Origin of the sequence: Halolactibacillus miurensis, from assembly GCF_900116255.1 — a bacterium.
Taxonomy (GTDB): Bacteria; Bacillota; Bacilli; order Bacillales; family Amphibacillaceae; genus Halolactibacillus; species Halolactibacillus miurensis.
In genome coordinates, this window is sequence record NZ_FPAI01000011.1 from 74,483 (window position 1) to 92,049 (window position 17,567).

At 37.8% G+C, this 17,567-nt stretch carries 22 protein-coding genes and 1 CRISPR repeat array (1 of these 23 cut by a window edge); of the genes, 9 read left to right on the plus strand and 13 right to left on the minus strand.

Translation table 11 applies throughout. The features are described from left to right. Positions 1-252: direct repeats of the CRISPR family, unit length 36 nt; unit sequence GTTTTAGAGCTGTGTTGATTTGAATGATTCCGAAAC; it begins 378 nt to the left of the window's first position. Positions 253-285: 33 nt separating this feature from the next. From yaaA to BM390_RS08645, 4 genes are all read left to right on the plus strand, one after another. Then, on the plus strand, positions 286-1,029 hold the full coding sequence (yaaA, locus tag BM390_RS08630; protein WP_062323519.1) for a peroxide stress protein YaaA: 744 nt from the start codon (positions 286-288) through the stop codon (positions 1,027-1,029). A gap of 507 nt (positions 1,030-1,536) precedes the next feature. Further along, on the plus strand, positions 1,537-2,433 hold the full coding sequence (locus tag BM390_RS08635) for an AraC family transcriptional regulator (protein WP_062323521.1): 897 nt from the start codon (positions 1,537-1,539) through the stop codon (positions 2,431-2,433). Between the two features lie 27 nt (positions 2,434-2,460). Continuing rightward, positions 2,461-3,795 (plus strand): hydroxymethylglutaryl-CoA reductase, degradative, encoded by a 1,335-nt coding sequence (locus BM390_RS08640; protein WP_089854328.1) that lies wholly within the window; start codon positions 2,461-2,463, stop codon positions 3,793-3,795. Beyond that, positions 3,795-4,193 (plus strand): hypothetical protein, encoded by a 399-nt coding sequence (locus tag BM390_RS08645; RefSeq protein ID WP_062323525.1) that lies wholly within the window; start codon positions 3,795-3,797, stop codon positions 4,191-4,193. Before BM390_RS08640 ends, BM390_RS08645 begins: the two co-directional genes overlap by 1 nt. Before the next feature lie 458 nt (positions 4,194-4,651). On the opposite strand, the gene BM390_RS08650 is transcribed toward BM390_RS08645, so the two are convergent. From BM390_RS08650 to BM390_RS08660, 3 genes are all read right to left on the minus strand, one after another. After that, positions 4,652-5,113 (minus strand): GNAT family N-acetyltransferase, encoded by a 462-nt coding sequence (locus BM390_RS08650; RefSeq protein WP_062323527.1) that lies wholly within the window; start codon positions 5,111-5,113, stop codon positions 4,652-4,654. A 432-nt stretch (positions 5,114-5,545) separates the two neighbouring features. After that, on the minus strand, positions 5,546-5,815 hold the full coding sequence (locus tag BM390_RS08655; RefSeq protein ID WP_062323528.1) for a hypothetical protein: 270 nt from the start codon (positions 5,813-5,815) through the stop codon (positions 5,546-5,548). A gap of 473 nt (positions 5,816-6,288) precedes the next feature. Beyond that, the gene (locus BM390_RS08660; protein ID WP_062323529.1) at positions 6,289-7,458 is read right to left on the minus strand and encodes a hydroxymethylglutaryl-CoA synthase; all 1,170 of its coding nucleotides are present in this window, start codon (positions 7,456-7,458) and stop codon (positions 6,289-6,291) included. Positions 7,459-7,671: 213 nt separating this feature from the next. On the opposite strand from BM390_RS08660, the gene BM390_RS08665 reads away from it, so the two are divergent. Both BM390_RS08665 and BM390_RS08670 read left to right on the plus strand, forming a co-directional pair. Then, positions 7,672-8,853 carry an acetyl-CoA C-acetyltransferase gene (locus BM390_RS08665; protein WP_089854331.1) on the plus strand — a complete coding sequence of 394 codons (1,182 nt, stop codon included), beginning with the start codon at positions 7,672-7,674 and terminating at the stop codon, positions 8,851-8,853. 115 nt (positions 8,854-8,968) lie between these two features. Then, positions 8,969-9,778 carry a hypothetical protein gene (locus BM390_RS08670; protein ID WP_089854334.1) on the plus strand — a complete coding sequence of 270 codons (810 nt, stop codon included), beginning with the start codon at positions 8,969-8,971 and terminating at the stop codon, positions 9,776-9,778. A 489-nt stretch (positions 9,779-10,267) separates the two neighbouring features. Here BM390_RS08670 and BM390_RS08675 read toward each other — a convergent pair whose 3' ends face one another. After that, entirely contained in the window at positions 10,268-10,906 is a 639-nt protein-coding gene (locus tag BM390_RS08675; protein WP_062323536.1) for a hypothetical protein, read from the minus strand. A gap of 303 nt (positions 10,907-11,209) precedes the next feature. On the opposite strand from BM390_RS08675, the gene BM390_RS08680 reads away from it, so the two are divergent. Continuing rightward, entirely contained in the window at positions 11,210-11,647 is a 438-nt protein-coding gene (locus tag BM390_RS08680) for a hypothetical protein (RefSeq protein WP_089854336.1), read from the plus strand. 61 nt (positions 11,648-11,708) lie between these two features. On the opposite strand, the gene BM390_RS08685 is transcribed toward BM390_RS08680, so the two are convergent. From BM390_RS08685 to BM390_RS08710, 6 genes are all read right to left on the minus strand, one after another. Beyond that, positions 11,709-12,008: a DUF2651 family protein gene (locus BM390_RS08685; RefSeq protein ID WP_062323540.1), complete on the minus strand. Its 300-nt coding sequence runs from the start codon at positions 12,006-12,008 to the stop codon at positions 11,709-11,711. Positions 12,009-12,252: 244 nt separating this feature from the next. Next, the gene (locus BM390_RS08690; protein ID WP_143103159.1) at positions 12,253-12,927 is read right to left on the minus strand and encodes a hypothetical protein; all 675 of its coding nucleotides are present in this window, start codon (positions 12,925-12,927) and stop codon (positions 12,253-12,255) included. A 190-nt stretch (positions 12,928-13,117) separates the two neighbouring features. After that, entirely contained in the window at positions 13,118-13,687 is a 570-nt protein-coding gene (locus BM390_RS08695) for a chromate transporter (protein ID WP_062323545.1), read from the minus strand. After that, on the minus strand, positions 13,687-14,232 hold the full coding sequence (locus tag BM390_RS08700) for a chromate transporter (protein ID WP_062323547.1): 546 nt from the start codon (positions 14,230-14,232) through the stop codon (positions 13,687-13,689). The genes BM390_RS08695 and BM390_RS08700 overlap by 1 nt, the downstream gene beginning before the upstream one ends. Before the next feature lie 36 nt (positions 14,233-14,268). Continuing rightward, positions 14,269-14,748 (minus strand): GNAT family N-acetyltransferase, encoded by a 480-nt coding sequence (locus BM390_RS08705; RefSeq protein WP_062323549.1) that lies wholly within the window; start codon positions 14,746-14,748, stop codon positions 14,269-14,271. Beyond that, positions 14,745-14,999, minus strand: a complete 255-nt coding sequence (locus tag BM390_RS08710) for a hypothetical protein (protein WP_062323550.1) — start codon at positions 14,997-14,999, stop codon at positions 14,745-14,747. Before BM390_RS08710 ends, BM390_RS08705 begins: the two co-directional genes overlap by 4 nt. A gap of 158 nt (positions 15,000-15,157) precedes the next feature. On the opposite strand from BM390_RS08710, the gene BM390_RS08715 reads away from it, so the two are divergent. Then, positions 15,158-15,478 (plus strand): zinc ribbon domain-containing protein YjdM, encoded by a 321-nt coding sequence (locus BM390_RS08715; RefSeq protein WP_062323551.1) that lies wholly within the window; start codon positions 15,158-15,160, stop codon positions 15,476-15,478. 74 nt (positions 15,479-15,552) lie between these two features. Further along, complete coding sequence (locus BM390_RS08720) at positions 15,553-16,092, plus strand: dihydrofolate reductase family protein (protein WP_062323552.1); 540 nt, start codon at positions 15,553-15,555, stop codon at positions 16,090-16,092. A gap of 128 nt (positions 16,093-16,220) precedes the next feature. Here the strand turns inward: BM390_RS08720 and BM390_RS08725 are convergent, their stop codons facing one another. The 3 genes from BM390_RS08725 to BM390_RS15475 form a co-directional block, all read right to left on the minus strand. Then, complete coding sequence (locus BM390_RS08725) at positions 16,221-16,499, minus strand: hypothetical protein (protein ID WP_062323553.1); 279 nt, start codon at positions 16,497-16,499, stop codon at positions 16,221-16,223. Positions 16,500-16,551: 52 nt separating this feature from the next. Beyond that, on the minus strand, positions 16,552-17,049 hold the full coding sequence (locus tag BM390_RS08730; RefSeq protein WP_089854342.1) for a P-loop nucleotide/nucleoside kinase family protein: 498 nt from the start codon (positions 17,047-17,049) through the stop codon (positions 16,552-16,554). 299 nt (positions 17,050-17,348) lie between these two features. Next, positions 17,349-17,567, minus strand: a 219-nt coding sequence (locus BM390_RS15475) for a hypothetical protein (protein WP_177220689.1), incomplete at its 5' end; no start/stop codon positions are given.

The following is a 17,567-nucleotide window of genomic DNA, read 5'->3' on the forward strand; positions in this document are numbered from 1 at the left end:
TTACTAGCGGTATCGGTGGTTTTAGAGCTGTGTTGATTTGAATGATTCCGAAACACAACTTTGATTTCCTATCAACTTTCTGTTGTTTTAGAGCTGTGTTGATTTGAATGATTCCGAAACTGGTATGATGCTGATAAACGTGTGTTGTTTGTTTTAGAGCTGTGTTGAATTGAATGATTCCGAAACAGAGTAACAATGTTACCAAAGAGTTACCGAGTTTTAGAGCTGTGTTGAATTGAATGATTTATTAAAAAACAGAAGAATTAAACAGGGAAGGGGAGTAGTATGCGAATAATTATTTCACCAGCAAAGAAAATGAAAGTAGATACCGATGCCTTTACATATGAACAATACCCGCAGTTTTTAGATCAAACGAAAGAGCTGTTAACGTATTTAAAATCGCTTAGTTATGAAGAGTTGAAAAATATCTGGAAAGCTAGTGACAAAATATCGACAGAAAATTATGAACGAATTGAACATATGGATTTAGAATCAAATTTGACACCCGCAATTTTATCGTATGAAGGTATTCAATATCAACATATGGGGCCAGATGTGTTTGAGCAGCAACAATTTGATTACTTACAAGAGCATTTAAGGATTCTGTCAGGCTTTTACGGTATCTTAAGGCCATTTGATGGTGTGAAGCCATATCGTCTTGAAATGCAAGCGAAACTGCATGACGATACATATAAATCAGTGTATCATTTTTGGTCTGATCAATTAGCAAAACAGTTGTTTAGTGAGACAGATACCATCATTAATTTAGCTTCTAAAGAATATAGTCAAACAATTACGAAATATAACGAATCAGCGCGAATTATTACGTGTGTATTTGGTGAATTAAAAGATGATAAAGTTAAAGAAAAAGGCACATTAGTCAAGATGGCGCGTGGTGAAATGGTTAGATTTTTAGCTGAAAATCAGATAAATGACGTTGAAAAGATTAAAGGATTTAATGGTTTAAACTTTAGTTTTAGTAAAGAACATTCATCAGATGACATGTTTGTGTTTATTAAACAAGACTGATCAGCATGTGTATGCGATGAAGTTAAAAGTTCATATATATAACTGATTTTGTTGTAGGTCTTAAAAAGCTTTAAAATTTTAATTTTGTCTCACTATCTCAAGTATACTTTACTTATGAGATGTGAGATTATTCTTTTAATACAACTTCCTATAATATATATTATGTTAACTAGATTGTTTTATTAAATAAACATGCTGTTGATTTTTAAATAGTCGCTGCTCCCTTCCGCTGAACCGAATTAATGATAAGGTCATTTCTTTATGAGTATGCGTATAACTGTTTGGCTACTTTCTCGCCAGTGTTGTCACTATTCTTTTATTATTGGTGTGTGGATTATGTATTTATACCAGTTAATCTTATCAATCCATTAGCATCTAAACGAACGCTTTTAATTGATTTACATATAACTAGCTACTTTATGTTATTATCATTATTGTACATATTTCTAGCTACATTATGCTCTCATCACGGTAACTACTATAACAATCGTATTTTGGAGGTTCTTTATGACGCAACAAAAAAACTTGAAATCAACTGTCAATGCTGATGGATTTGAACAGATAAATCATACCTTTTATCAACTTCCCCTTCAGTTATCATCCCACAGCATGTCAATCGCTAAAGATTCATACCAACCGTGTTATTTTCATCAAGAAGTTGAATTTATCTACATACTGGATGGCGCGATGGTTATCTATATAAATGGGGCTGTGTGTCACTTAAATAAAGGTCAAGGTTTATTTATCAATACTGAGCGACTGCATGTCATAGCCTCAACTGGGGGTTCAAGGTGCTCATATATGACGATGATCTTTGATTCTGAATTGGTACGTCCCTCCTTCCCTTTTACATATGATGTTATTGAACAAGTAACAAATGAATCTGCGCCTGATTATGTTCACCTAAGGCCAGGACAAGTTAAAGAATCACAATTGCTACAACTCATTATGCGAGTCTATCGTTTAAAAGATAAAACATCTGTGACCGTCGAACTTGATATGATGCGGATTGTGTTATCCGTGTGGTCTATTCTTATTGACTTAGTTGAGCCGCTTCAAGCAGAGTCAGACAGATCAAATAAAACAATTGATCAATTAAAACAGATGCTGACTTACATCCACTTGAATTATCAAAATAAGCTAAACCTTGATCTGATCTCAAAAAGTGCAGACATTTCAAGAAGTCATAGCTGTGACATCTTTCGAGAAGAATTACACAGTTCACCAATTCAATACCTGCAGCATTACCGACTATATAAGAGTCTTGATCTGTTGCTGACAAATGATTTATCTGTCACAGAGATTGCTTATAGTGTAGGTTTTAATTCACTGAGCTACTATACCGAAACATTTCGTAAGGTGTATGATGTGACACCGTCACAGTACCGAAAAGATCATCGATAATAGTGGAATAATTGTGTTATAATCCAGTTGGATTATAAATTTAACAACTTACATAATGGAGGTAATATTATGACGTCCCCTTTAGATAAATTTTATAAAAAATCGATTAATGAACGTATTGAAAGCTTAATGAGTGCTGGATTTATTGAACATGAGCATATCAGCAACTTTAAACAGTCTTTCTCTCTTCCTGAAGGTGTCAGTAACCATATGGTCGAAAATGTCGTAGGTACTTATCAATTGCCTTTAGGATTAGGGATGAACTTTTTAATTAACAGCAAAGACTATTTAGTGCCGATGGCAACAGAAGAACCGTCCGTTATTGCGGCCGCAAGTTTTGGTGCTAAAACGGTGCGTGCGGGTGGTGGATTTACGACAACACAAGAAAAACGTTGGATGATTGGTCAGGTCATTCTAAAGAATGTCGAAGACCCGGAAGCGATGAAAGAAAAAGTCTTAGCACATTATGATGACTTAGTGGAACGTGCTCATGCGGCTCACCCATCGATTGTGAAGCGTGGCGGTGGCGTGAAAGACATAGACGTACGGATCATTGAAAGTAATCCAGAAGAACATACACCAGAATTTTTTGTGGTGCATTTATATGTGGATACAAAAGAAGCGATGGGGGCAAATATCGTCAATACGATGGCGGAAGCGATTAAAGATGCGCTCGAGATTATTACCGGTGGAACTGCCTTAATGGGGATTTTATCAAACTATGCGACCGAAGCCCTTGTGACCGCGTCATTTCGGTTAGACCCCTCCCTCCTGTCACGTAGCGGTTTAGAAGGTACCGAAGTACGTGACAGGATTGTAGAAGCGTCACAAATTGCGAGTGTCGATCCTTACCGGGCTGTCACCCACAACAAAGGGATCATGAACGGGGTAGAAGCTGCGGTGCTTGCGACCGGTAACGATACCCGGGCAACATCTGCTGGGATCCATGCCTATGCGAGTCAGTCGGGTCAATACCGATCGTTATCGAAATACTATGTTGATGAACATGGCTACCTAGTAGGAACCCTCACGATTCCACTTGCGATTGGTACTGTTGGCGGCTCGATTTCGATTCATCCAGGGGCACAGTTCACTCAACATATTTTAGGTGACCCTGATGCGAAGACATTAGCGGGTATTGTTTGTGCAGTTGGTCTTGCGCAAAACTTCTCTGCTCTGCGTGCGCTTGTGACAGACGGGATTCAGCGCGGACATATGGCGCTCCAAGCGAAATCTCTGGCAATGACCGCAGGGGCCGTTGGGGTTGAGATTGATGTCATTAGTCGTAAGTTAAGACGATCGCAACCAATGAACTTAACCCAAGCGGAAGCCTTACTTGAAGAATATCGGAATCAGTCATGATGAAAGAAAAAAAGCGGGTTAAGACGTTACTGATCAATGTTTTAATTGCGGGACTTGCTATAGTGAGTTTTTGGTATACAAATCAAGAGCCACTTAAAGAGAGTGCGTATGATGTTGAAGTTACTGATGAACATGTCATTATCGATCTTGAATTCACGGTGACCAATAAACACTTTTCAAAGCGATATGCGGTAATTAACTATCAACCTTTTATCCATAATCATGCGATTGATATTGTTGAAATTGATCCAAAGTTATTAGGAGCAAATGAGTCCTTACATGGCTCACATACCATCTATCTAAATAAAGAGAACATGAGTGACGCAACGATTAAACAATTGATTAATAAAGACATCAGTCCCATCCAATCTGTCACATTAGGTAAGCGGCATCGATAACGTATAAAATCGCCCATCTACTCAGTAAAATGATGAGAAGATGGGCGATTTTGATTGGTTGTTAAGGGATTAAGACTACTTTGCCTAGTTTGCCTTCTTCCCTAGGATGGATTCATTGTCAGCTTTCCCCGTAATATCTGATCATTGAATCCTCAGGAAAGTAATGGCTCTGGATCGCCAACCAGATTGCTCTCCGGTACCAAAACCTCCCTAACTAAAGCTTAATAAAACTAGTCGCATGAATTACCACGCACAACGTCAATTTTAAAACTATCAAGAAAAAAATGCTGATGATCAATAAAAAAATTAAAAAAATATTACCTGCAAGTCGATAGTCTTCAGTAATAATATAGCTAAAAATAATCATCCCTAATAAAATTGATGACACTCGCACCAAGATTAAGAGTTAATATCTATTTATTATTTAATATTTGTATTTACTCTCACTTCCTGCAACTTTATAGGCTGAGCTCCATTTCAATGAATGTATATACTGCGTTATTAGTCTTTTGAGAGTACTTCTTCGTTTTTGAAAAACCTAATCTATCGTATACTTTTTGTGCTCTAGTATTAAATTCTGCTACACCTAATCGTATTGTTGAGATATTGTAATTATCTTTTATGAATTCGATTATGATTTTAATAAATTCTTCGCCAAGACCTTTACCTGTGTACTCAGGTTTAATTCCGATACCTATTTCAACAATACTTTCAGTCAAGGATAAAGTGAAAAAGCCAAACAGTTCATTATCATTTAGCACTTGAAAATAATTGTCCGCTCTTAATGATGGTGTTGTCATTTCTTCATAATCTTCAGGATCTTCTGTCATATTATAAAATGAATACGGGTCTGGATACTTCCAATTATCAGCAATATCTTTAGCGTTTTCATCGCTCAATAGATCTATTTTATGTTGCATGATTAACCTCCAAACTTTCAAATGTATTTAAATATTTTACGGTAAAGCATAGCTACTCATTTAAGAGTGATCAATAACATCGATCTTAAAACTATGAAAAACAAATATGTCTATGATTATTAGAATCAAACGATAGCTGAGGAGTGAAATAAACGATTTTTCTATAGCACCTAAAATGAATAAAAGTATAGCCGAAATTATTTTTACTGTATACCAACGTGTTGCCGTTATTTCGAGTGTGCCATGGTTGTTTACTTTCACTTCCCTACTTTTCAGTCCAAATTGGCTAACTTTTAATGAAGTGTCTTGTTCCGGAATATTCACGTAAACCGTTTCATTTTCAGCTACTTTAGCGATAATGTTCCTGACTATTTTATGTTAATAGGTGAAAATGAACCAATCTGTCTTTTAAACTTTAGTGTCATTGATTTACTACCCTCTTTTACATAGCAATCGAGACGTAAAATAATAAATTACGGTAAAAACGAGGACGTATAAACCGAAATCTAACAAAAGCTTGATACCAAGACCATCACGAAACGGCGTGTAATCAAAGTTTAAGACCGCTTTGATGACGCTTGATACAATGTAACTTAAGGTAATGGTAACAATCATAACAATTGATTGTTTCGTCTTTGTTTGCACATGTTTCACCTCACTTTTATCATGTTTTATTCTTTCAATAGCAAAGCGTTGTTTCACAGTTTCTCTCTTGCTTTTATGTAAGTGCGCATGATGTTACCCCCATTATACATGAGTCTCTTTCCTTTTATAACATAAAATGTCTATTTATCCGATTTTTCAAAGAAGACCGATGGTTGACTTTTTAAGCGACAAGTTTACACACAAAACTATTTGCTTTTGTTTTAAACGTTAGATATCATTTCGTTATAGAACGCAATACTATGTATAAATTGTACTTATTTGTACAATGTAAAAAAGCTACTAGTGCGTCAACACTAACAGCCTTATAGACTTACTCCCTTCAAGGGGGGACAGTACTGCGATGGAATAATCCGCCGAGACCTCAACTCATAGGCGGATTATTTTTTTGCGTTGTTTAAGGCAGTGTCTGCGAGAATCAACACGGAAACATTAATCATGATGGTTAATGTTTCGAATACCGTCACCTTGAAAGGCAAAAATCCAGAGGACTCACCTCTGGACTTTAAATATTACGCTTGACGTTTATATTGACGCATGTGTTCCGTCACACCTGTAAAGACAAAAGGTGCGGGATCTTTCGTTGTATCAACCGTATAATCTTTCTCACCGACTGGGAGCTTTTCTTCAAAAATTTGTTCATATTCTTCAACGGTAAGTGCCGTACGGTTCTTTAACATGGCTGTATGATGGTCAGTATTTAAGTATTGTTCATAACCAGGTACTAAAACACCGGTAAAGAACTCCCCTACAGAACCTGATCCATAGCTAAAGAGACCAATTCGGTCACCCGCTTCTAGTGTTTGACTATTTTCAAGGAGGGATACGAGCGATAAGTACAGTGAGCCTGTGTAAATATTTCCGACAATCGCGTTATAATATTTACTAATGTCAAAACCATTGAGTAACCGTTCTTGGTCTTCTAACTCTGCCGCTTCAACAGACTTTCTGAGTGCTTTTAAGCCCATTTTTGTATACGGTAAGTGGAACAGTAACGCATCAAAGTCTTTTAATGAGCGGTTAGTTTTCTCGTTATAACGCTCTAATAAATCTAAGAAGAAGTTAATATATTGATCCACTGAGAATTTCCCTTGGACAAAAGCGGTCTCAGAATACAGCGGACGCCAAAAGTCCATCGCTTCTTCTGTCTTATAGACACTCGTTGGTTCGATCGAAAGAATCTTCGGCTCTTTTGCGACAACAAAGGCAACAGCCCCGGCACCTTGTGTGATTTCACCGGCGGTGTTTAATCCGTAACGAGAAATATCACTGGCAAGAACGAGCACTTTACTGTCTGGGTTTAGTGCAATATGTCCGCGTGCGGCTTGGAGTCCTGCCGTAGCGCTGTAGCAGGCTTGTTTCATTTCTACGGCGCGTGTATAAGATGGTAATCCTAATAAGTTATGAATGTATGTGGATGCCGCTTTTGAGTGATCGACACCTGATTCTGTCGCGAAAATAACGTAATCAATCGCTTGTTTATCTTCCTCAGTTAAGATAGACAAAGCAGCATTGGCTGCAAGTGTCACCGCATCTTGAGAAGTTGGTGCGACGGCCATTTTTTCTTGGCCAATGCCAATCGTGAATTTTTCTGGTTCTACCCCGCGTTTAACAGCTAAGTCCTTTGTTTCCACATACAGATGTGGGGCAAAGAAACCAATTTTATCAATCCCTATATTCATATGTTTTACACCCTCTTTTCTTCTCTATTCGTTGTTTTTCATCTTGTGGTGTCTTGTTTAACACCAATCCCCAATACCTACTATAACATTTTTTGATCAAAATCATGTAGATTAATTTCACAATTTGTTATACTAATGTAGTCCTACTATAGCAAATTCCTCTTTAGTTTGTCATTTAGTATGACTAAATTATTAATAAGGAAGTGATGATTGATGAATGACGTCGTCATTGTCAGTGCCGTTAGAACCCCGATTGGTAAGTTCGGTGGCAGCTTTAAAGATACATCAGCACGTACACTTGGTACCATTACGGTAAAAGAAGCGTTAACACGCGCTACTTTAACGCCTGATCAGGTCGATACCGTGATTTTTGGTAACGTCTTACAAGCAGGAACGGGTCAAAACGTTGCCCGGCAAATCGCGATTGATGCGGGTATTCCCTATGAAGTTCCCGCGATGACGATTAACGAAGTATGCGGGTCAGGTTTAAAGTCTGTGATTTTAGGTAAGCAACAAATTCAACTCGGCGAAGCGGATATCGTTGTCGTCGGTGGAACAGAAAATATGAGTATGACCCCCCATCTGATTCATCAGTATCGCTGGGATAAAACAACCGAAGGTAAGAAACCGGTCGACGTGATGATTCATGACGGTTTAACCGATGCCTTTAGTTCGGTCCATATGGGCATTACCGCTGAAAATGTTGCCGAAAAATATCATGTGACCCGAGAAGAACAAGACGCGTTTGCTCTCTCTTCACAGATGAAAGCAAAACATGCTCAAACAAGTGGTCAGTTTGATGACGAAATTGTCCCCGTCCCTGTGAAGAATGATGCTGGCGAAGTGATGCACGTTACACAAGATGAGTACCCGCGTCCACAAGTGACGCTTGACGATTTAACCAAACTAAAAACGCCGTTTAAAGAAAACGGGACGGTGACAGCAGGTAATGCGTCTGGTATTAATGACGGCGCCGCAAGCTTGGTCTTAATGAGTAAACAAAAAGCAAAAGATTTAGGCATTCCTTACTTAGTTGAAATTAAAGCGGATGCTGAAATTGGAATGGATCCGCAATTCATGGGCTATACGCCTTATTACTCAACGAAAAAGTTAGCTGAGAAAGCCAACATTGATTTAAACACCGTTGATTTATTTGAATTGAATGAAGCGTTTGCCGCGCAAAGTATTCCAGTCGTTAGAGACTTAGGGATTGATTCTGAGCGTGTGAACGTCAACGGTGGCGCGATTGCTTTAGGCCACCCGATTGGCGCAAGTGGTGCCCGTATTTTAGTCACCTTGCTGCATGAATTAACCAAACGTGAAGCAAAAACCGGTATTGCTGGTCTTTGTGTTGGCGGGGGTATTGGGATTTCTATGCTTGTTGAACGTGACTAAAGCTAAAAGGTAAAACCATAAGCGGCGAATCAACCTAGATCCGTCGCTTTTATTTTCTTTGGTTAAAAGGATTCATGAGCATAGAAGATAAATAATCGAAAGGAGTGGGTCCGTGATGTTTACCTTAGGAAGAAAAGTGAGTCTCACTTATCGAACGAATCAAATTATTTTAAGTTTGTCGCTCATCTATGGCATTATTTGTTACATATTAACGACAGATATAGCGCAAAGTGCTGTGGCAGCTGGAAGTTTATTTGTCTCCTGGGCATTAGTCAGAGAAATTGATTGTCGGCGTGAGTACGCCGCTTTTGTGGCGGTAGGGATTTATATGATCCTACAATTACTCTTCCCCTTCCATATCAGTTTAGGGCTGATCTTTCTGATGATTCTACTAATGCGGGCAATCAATCAGATTACCGGAAAGCCTCTTTCAGTGATTGATTTCTTGAGTGTGATTGGACTTTCGGGATACCTAACCTATACAACCAAAAGCAGTGTCTATCTGATGCTCGTTATTTTGATGTTGTTGGTTAATGTCCGTTTAAATAAAAACGGACAGAGAAATATTTATCTTGCATTGATGGTTACAGCTATGACTGTCGTCATCAGTCTATTAACGCCACTTAATCTTGACATTAATCGATTAGCCATTGAACCACTCGCCCTTTTCTATTACATCAGTTTACTCGTCTATTTCATCTATATTCTGATAGATAAAGACAAGGAAAGTGTCACCGACCTTGGTGAGCCCGCTTCTGTTAGGCGCTTGCTTTATGCCCAACTTTTTTATGGTCTAGCGCAGGTCGTTTTGATTATATTCGGAGATATGTCAATTGGTAATAGGCTTATCTTTATCTCAAGTATGTTAGGTGTTGTGATCTATGGTGTGATTGATCAATATAAAAAGAAACAAGTGAATGAATAATTTGGATATGATTGTATTGAAGTGTAAAGAGCTCTTTCTTCTCACACTAAAATAAGTAGATGCTAAAAAATAAATATGAAGAGGATTGCTTAAACTTCTACACATTTACGTGGTGTCATACTCTTGAACGGATTTTTAGGGTTATTTTCGGCTAAAGTGGTTCATTTTAAATTACACATACAGTTAAAGACAGTATTGAAGAGAATTTCGGGAAAATTGCTTACCTGCGTTAAAGAAATAAAAATATAAGAAGTCGGATAAGCGAATATAAAAATATGGAAAATGGAATAATTGATAGCAATTTCAACCACTGCTTCTTTGTCGCAAATCCTAGTAGTAACATAACTAGGCCTAAGACAAAAGTAACGTAAATGAAGATAGCTGACATATAGTTTTCCTCCTTAAATGTGTCATAAAATAACTCTATTCTGTCTGACGCAATAAAAGTGACGACCAATGTTTAAAACGCAATCAGCTCATAAAGTACTGTTACACGTGAACGGATCTCAGAGAATAGATAAAGATAAACACACCTATAATATAATACATCATCGCGGTCAATAGATGAGGGGAAAAGTCATAGACGAAAAAAGCCAGGCAATAAAGACCAAGCATAACAAACGAAGGTAATTGGATTTTAATTGTCTGCCAATCAATCATCTCATCTGTCAACTTCTCTTCTTTATCGTCACGATTATGGATAGGGACCGGCCTGCGGTAAATGCCATAGAGTAGATTTTCTGACCCTAACACCATTAAACAATAAACCAAGATGTGGTCATAGTTTTGAAAATTAAAACCAGTGTTATTAAAGTAACGTGTCATTTGAATGACAAACATAAAGGTAGTAAAAACGAAGACAACGGTACAAATGTTTTTACTGAATACGTAATCGACCACATTATCATAGGTTAATTTAGGGTGGTCATTATGAAAAAAACGCTCATTAGCAATGATATATCGGAACAATATGGAGCATAACAACATAAAGGCAATCGATGTGAGCGATGACCAATAATGTAGTTGCGTATTCGCAAGATATAACTGGATAATTAAACTGGCAATAAAAATGAACAATTCTATGCTTCTGCCTTTTAAGGCCACTTTAATTGTTTCTTTTATAAACATCTTGATTTACCCCTTTGCGTTTTTGATACATTACCATGCGTGTCACTTCTCGGTACGTAATAGACCGCTTCAAAGGCTGTCATATGTTTTTTGACAGGATCAATGATATGACTATTATTTATAAAGAAGGTCATAAACCTTTTTAAATGATTGGTTTAAGCATGTGCGTGTATATATTCTAATCGAATAACTATAATAATCTAAAAATTTTAAACATTCATTCTAATTCTTTACCTAAATGTAATACAATAAAAACGGCATGTTTTACCACAAATATGTAAAATCTAAAAGGAGATGTATGTATTGAGAAAAAACAAACTATTAATGTTAGCCGTATCGCTTACCCTTTTACTTATCAGTGTCTTTGTTTGGAATATGCGAGAAAAAGGAAATTTCACAATGCCGCAACAGGCATTAGAGGCATACCTTTCTGAAGTTCAACAAAGACCCTATTCATTTGAAAAAGCTATTAACTATGTAGATGATACAAATTTAGATGATGCATTTTTACAAACGCTTAAAGAAGAATCAATCGATACAAATGCACCAACTTATATAGACTTTGATTTCTTAGAAGAATCGGTAAATTCATCAAACGAAAAGGCATCTATAGAAGTCGAATTTAATTATGGTGATGACTATAAACCTGTCACGACATTTGATTTTAAAAAAATTAATGGTGATTGGAAATTAGATTTACAAAATATCCAAGAAGAATATTATTCAATCATCAATGATTGAGCTATTTATACCGAACTGATGTTATAATTTTTAATTCAGGCTGCAAAACGTCGTCCCCTACTTAATAGTCAGACGAGTCTTTGGTGTGTTGATTCAATTTTAAGGTGTAAACAAGTCCCCAAGCAATGAACAAGGACATCGCTGGAAAGATGATATTCCATGATGTCAAAATAAGTTCGCTCTCCGGATAATAATACTTACTATACCAAGTTTCATAGATAAGATTTAATAGCAATGTGATCAAAGGGGCAACCCATACCTTTTTAGTAAAAATAGCTGCTAAAAGACCTAAGCCGATAACGATTAGTGGAACAATAAATAACTGCATTAAAAAAGGATCTATCGATTCAGTGAATGCCATAATCTCTCTCCCTCTATAAAATATTAAGTAGAAATAAATGTATTGCATCTATCTTTTTCAACAGAGTATCACCTTCATCCCTTCAGTATATGTTTGGTAAATTGGTTTAAATATTTCAAATGAAAGACTAAAATATCCCTCTTTATAATTATAATTTACATTACTGTTATTTACAATGATAGACAAGAAAAAAAGAGGATGTGCTTATAAAAGCATCCCCTCTTTTTATAATGTTTACCTTAAATCATGAATCATGCCACACAAGTGAATCCACTATGAGTGGTAAGCGGGCACTAAAGCCATCCCCAAATTCTGATGGATAGTAATAACCGATGGTATAATCATCGTCTTGATGTGTAAAACTGCCAATCCGACCACTGAAACCGTCTTTTACAAGCGTTTGTTCGGTATCGGTAAAGTCAAAGGCCATCGTATCTGCCGCTTCTGTTGTGAAGCCATTACTTTCGAGTGTGACTAGCACATCTGCTTCCGTTTCTTCGTAGATAAACAACCTTGCATCTTCATTTAAAGTGCCACCGAAATTCGTGTAGACATCTAAGTCACCATCGTTAAATGCTCCTTGCATATCATCAGGAATATAGACGGAGAAATCAGCCTCTTCATCTTGAAGGAGGTTAAGTGTCATCTCCTCTTCCATACCTTCAATCATCATCGTTTCTGTCTTTGTTGCGGGTAGCTCTGGTAACGTCGTGGTGTCATCCTCGCCTTGATCATCTTCCCCTTCATCTGATGGGTCACTGTCATCCTCACCATCGTCTACTGGCTCATCTGAGTCGTCATCTGGTGTTTCTACTGGCGGGTCTTCCGTCCCCTGTTGACCTTCATCTGTTGTATCCTCGCTATTACAAGCAAACAACATGAGAAGACTTGCGAGTAATATAAAAAACAACCGTTTCATCATCAAGATCATCCTTTCTGTTTAAAAGCTTAGTATAGTATACTGTTCCCTGAAAAAGAGATGTGTAAAAGTGACTTTGGGACGAATTTTCACTCGGTCCATTGTTTCAGTCAAAAAAGTATTGGCCAAGAATATTTGGAAAGATAGAGCACTTATTCCGGATGAAGAATAAGTGCTCTTTTCTATCATATTAGAATGAAAATAGAATGCCGATGATGGCACTAAAGGCGATAAAGACGACCGGGTGTAAATGTTTAAATAAACGATGCTGCATGATGACGTATAACACTACACTGAAAATCAACGCTTTGATGTTAATGACGTCCATTAGTGATTGTAGTCCACTATACACCGAGGTATTTATAAGATCATGATACATAAAATTAAAACCAGCGGCCGCAATCAGAGCGGTTGAAGCGGGTCTTAAGCCGTAAAACGCCCCTTGAACGAGTGTGGATTGCTTAAAGCGCTCGAGTACATGGGCGAGAATAATTATGATGATAATGGACGGGCTTACAAGGCCAAGTGTAGCAATAATCGCTCCAGGTACACCGGCGGTAGAAAATCCTGCATACGTCGCCATATTGACCCCAATCGCTCCAGGTGTTGATTCAGAAACAGCTATCATGTCAGCGAGCTGTTCATAACTAAACCAGCCGTAGCGATCAGATAAATCGTACAAAAACGGTAATGTCGCGAGACCACCGCCTACCGCGAAAAGTCCGGTTTTAAAAAATTCAATGTATAACGTCAGTAACATTATTTCACCGCCTTATTTAAGAAGCGGAAACTAACCACACCAAGAACACCGGCAAAGATGACAAAATAGACGGGTGAATAAGACGTGAACACCGCGAGTAAAAAGACAATCGTAAAGATGATCAGACCTACTTTATCAATTACGGCCTTTTTCCATAATTTTAATACAGCTTGTAAAATCAAAATATACACACTCACTCTGATCCCACTAAATGCTGAACTTAACAGCGCAGAATCGCTTACTGCATTTAAGAAATAGGCGATGATACTAATAATAATCAGCGACGGGAAAACGACACCAAGTGTTGCCGCAACTCCTCCCAAAGTGCCTTTTGTTTTTTGACCAATAAAGGTAGCGGTGTTAATCGCAATTATGCCGGGCGTCGTTTGGCCGATGGCGTAATAATCCATCACATCTTCATTTGTCGCCCATTGTTTCTTTTCAACGACTTCGCGTTGTAAAATCGGTAACATCGCATAGCCGCCACCAAACGTTATGGCCCCGATTTTCGCAAAGGTTATAAATAAATCTAAAAGTACCTGCATCGTTATGTAATCTCCCTTATAGATAGCTGTATATTTTCATGTCATCACGAGTTTGACAAGCTGAAGGCCTTCAGCGACTTTTAATGGTGTGATGTCTGTCAAGTCATGCTTTTGGTATAGCGTCATCGCTGGGGTGTTTTCTTGGGCTGTTTCGACTTGGATTGACTTATCTCCTTTAAGGTCAATAAGTGCCTGAAGTAAGTCACTAGCAACGCCCGTTCTAAAATAATCCGGATGAACAACGAGTTTATTGATTATTAGCCGATCTTTTGCTACTTCGTACTGTAAAAAACCACGGATGCTCCCTTTTTCTATGCACATAAGTATCGCATCATCAGCTTGTGCGAAGGCGCAAGAAGTTTCAAGTAGTGGCGGGAAAGTGTCAATATTGAGTAACACTTTTTCAACCGTATAGCTTTGTGTTTGTAGGTCGTATAATTCGTGTATCGTCGTTATTGGTAACGTGTTGATGACCTCAACGGGTTGAATGAATCTGTCTGAACGCTCTTCTATCATTCTAAATAACCATCAAAGTCAAAGCGGGGGTCGTTTGTTAACTTTTTGTAGGCCGCTTTTAGTTTTGGCTTTCTCGCGATAACCAGGCGAGTTTGTTCGGCTAAGTTAATCAGGTCAGAATTTTGTTCTTGTTTCGGTAGTGATCGTTGGTGCGTGACGGTATCATTTAACGTATGATTAAGTAAATTAAGAATGCTGTGTTGGGTTTTGATGATTTGAATAAGGACCTCATCATCGACGTGTTTATCCATGGTGCTTCTCCCCTTTTATTTTTTCTTTTCCTTATACTATACGACTCACTGCATTATCATGCAAGTCATTCATTCAAGAATGATGATTATGTGCTGACATTGTCCAATCCCCTGATTACGTGTATAATAACGCTATAATAATAGATAGGTGGGGTATTATGCACGAATGTCCAAGTTGTGGTAGTGAGTATGGTTATGATGATGGCGTGGCTTATAATTGTCCAGAATGTGGTCACGTATGGACCGATGAATCTCTAAAAGAAGAAGAAATTAAAGATGCAGTCGGTAATGTCCTTTCAACCGGGGATGATGTCACCCTTATTACCGATGTTAAGTTAGGTAAAGATACGATTAAACGCGGCACAAAAGCGAAAGGGATCAGAATCTTAGATGAGCCACACAATGGTCATGATATTGACGGGAAAGTGGATAAATTCGGTAGTATTTATTTAAAGTCTTCCATTGTGAAGAAATTATAAGTCATCAAAAACCAGCATGGATGCCCCGATGAGTCATCCGTGCTGGTTTTATTTGTACAATAGGAGGTGTTAATATGCCAATAAAACGCAAGGTTATTCTTTTTATCGCGTCCAGCCTAGATGGTTATATTGCCACGGAAAAGGAATCACTCGATTGGCTTGAGCGTGTTGAAGGCGAAGGTGATAATGGTTTCTCCGAGTTTTATGACACTGTCGATACCGTATTGATGGGAAAGAAAACGTACGATTGGGTGATGCGCCAAGATTTAGAGGCGTTTCCCTACAAGGGAAACGCGACGTATGTCTTTACCAGGTCTATGGTTGAAGACACGGACAATGTAAGCTTTATGAACAAGGACATAGAGTCTTGCGTGCATCAGCTGAAAAATAAAGACGGTAAAAATATTTGGCTAGTTGGTGGTGGCGACTTAGTTCAATCCTTTTTGCAAGCAAAACTAATAGATGAGATCATTGTGACTGTTGCCCCAACATTATTGGGTAAGGGTATTCCTTTGTTTAAAAAGCAAGATGTATCGGTTGACCTTGAATTAAAGGGAGTTAGAAACTTTAATAAGTTTGTGGAATTACATTATGAGGTTAAAAAATACGTGTGAATATGAAAAGTAGAAGCCCAGACCTATTGCTTAAGTCTGGGCTTTCACTTTAAAAATGCACTTTTAACGATGCGTGTGACTAGTCTTTCATTTCAATGATTCGATCAATCATTTTAGCATGCTGGACGTTATAACACGTAGTTAGACAAAAAAATAAACATAAGAAATATGGCAGCTGCCCATACACAGATTTTCGAAGAGACGGCGCGTTCTATGTCGTGTTTCTTCTCCGTTTCATTAATAACTATGTTTGCTTGTTTTATGGTATAGCTGTAAAAAACAATAAGGACTACATAAAACAATAATTCTAACAGTGAAGAAAAGTTTTGTAGTAGGATATAAAACGGACTAATCAAAGCAATCACGCCTAATGTTAAGACGTTAAATCCGGTTAATTTGAGATTCAAGCGAAACCATCCTTTCATCTTTCTCATAATAATATAGTTTTTTTATGTTGTATTACTCTCTTCCGTTAAGCTCTAAAATATTGACTCCCTCTGATGCTTCTGGTGATTCAAAAAAATTGGTTACATAAGTAAACATTGCTTCTGTATCAAAATCTGCTCTTTCAGGTTGTTCGTTACGCCTTTGTGCCAATTGACATAAGCATTGCTCATTAGTAAGATTCAGATAAATCAATTGATGACTACCCTTAACTTCGAATACCATATCTAAAAACCACTTACGCTGCTTTTTAGTGTTAGCAGGAAAATCCATCACGACATTTGTACCGACACTTAATATATTTTGGACGTGCTTTCTCACCAAGGGTTTGATTTGTGCCGAAAATTTCAGGAAGTCTTCAAATGAGTTGATTTGATTGGGATAAAGAGCAGAAAGCCATTCATCCTCAGATAACAGTACGGCATGTTTATCTATTGCTATTTGTTTTGATTTAGTTGATTTTCCTGCCCCCATTTTCCCACAGAAAAAGTATAGGGTCCCTGTTTGTTTCATCTTTTTAAACCTCCTGGCTTATGTTATTTGTTGTTATGCTACTTTTCGGATCAGGCTGATGTATAGGCATAACTTGCGTGATTATGGTTTCTAAAATGTTCGTATTAGCTTTAGTAGAATAATTACCTGTGTCAGATTTTTTCAAAAGTGATACTGATTTAGTTGTTATCTAAAGCCATTATGCCATCGATTTTAAATTGACCGCGCTCACTATTGAACTACCCCCACCTAACATTCTAACGAATGTTAGAGGAAGGGGATTCCGTAAGGACACCTAAAGGCGACCCATGCTCATTCAACTAAGCATAGGTTTTTCTACTTTCCAACCGCCGCAAACCTATTTTCTCAACATCTGTTAAAGCATGCCGGGGAAATAGTGCGTTCCAGGAACACAACTTGCTTTGGTCGAATCGTTCCGTCTGGTAGAACGCATGGGTTCTAACAAAAGACAGGGTACGCGTCATATACGCCCATTGCGCCCAATGGTGTAGACCTTGTTTCTGCTCTGGAACAAGTGA

Bases quoted from the DNA above. Each gene is read 5' to 3' on its own strand.
- yaaA (WP_062323519.1), top strand. From the start codon at position 286: ATGCGAATAATTATTTCACCAGCAAAGAAAATGAAAGTAGATACCGAT.
- BM390_RS08635 (WP_062323521.1), top strand. From the start codon at position 1,537: ATGACGCAACAAAAAAACTTGAAATCAACTGTCAATGCTGATGGATTT.
- BM390_RS08645 (WP_062323525.1), top strand. From the start codon at position 3,795: ATGAAAGAAAAAAAGCGGGTTAAGACGTTACTGATCAATGTTTTAATT.
- BM390_RS08650 (WP_062323527.1), bottom strand. From the start codon at position 5,113: ATGCAACATAAAATAGATCTATTGAGCGATGAAAACGCTAAAGATATT.
- BM390_RS08660 (WP_062323529.1), bottom strand. From the start codon at position 7,458: ATGAATATAGGGATTGATAAAATTGGTTTCTTTGCCCCACATCTGTAT.
- BM390_RS08665 (WP_089854331.1), top strand. From the start codon at position 7,672: ATGAATGACGTCGTCATTGTCAGTGCCGTTAGAACCCCGATTGGTAAG.
- BM390_RS08670 (WP_089854334.1), top strand. From the start codon at position 8,969: ATGTTTACCTTAGGAAGAAAAGTGAGTCTCACTTATCGAACGAATCAA.
- BM390_RS08675 (WP_062323536.1), bottom strand. From the start codon at position 10,906: ATGTTTATAAAAGAAACAATTAAAGTGGCCTTAAAAGGCAGAAGCATA.
- BM390_RS08685 (WP_062323540.1), bottom strand. From the start codon at position 12,008: ATGGCATTCACTGAATCGATAGATCCTTTTTTAATGCAGTTATTTATT.
- BM390_RS08690 (WP_143103159.1), bottom strand. From the start codon at position 12,927: ATGAAACGGTTGTTTTTTATATTACTCGCAAGTCTTCTCATGTTGTTT.
- BM390_RS08695 (WP_062323545.1), bottom strand. From the start codon at position 13,687: ATGTTACTGACGTTATACATTGAATTTTTTAAAACCGGACTTTTCGCG.
- BM390_RS08700 (WP_062323547.1), bottom strand. From the start codon at position 14,232: ATGCAGGTACTTTTAGATTTATTTATAACCTTTGCGAAAATCGGGGCC.
- BM390_RS08705 (WP_062323549.1), bottom strand. From the start codon at position 14,748: ATGATAGAAGAGCGTTCAGACAGATTCATTCAACCCGTTGAGGTCATC.
- BM390_RS08710 (WP_062323550.1), bottom strand. From the start codon at position 14,999: ATGGATAAACACGTCGATGATGAGGTCCTTATTCAAATCATCAAAACC.
- BM390_RS08715 (WP_062323551.1), top strand. From the start codon at position 15,158: ATGCACGAATGTCCAAGTTGTGGTAGTGAGTATGGTTATGATGATGGC.
- BM390_RS08720 (WP_062323552.1), top strand. From the start codon at position 15,553: ATGCCAATAAAACGCAAGGTTATTCTTTTTATCGCGTCCAGCCTAGAT.
- BM390_RS08730 (WP_089854342.1), bottom strand. From the start codon at position 17,049: ATGAAACAAACAGGGACCCTATACTTTTTCTGTGGGAAAATGGGGGCA.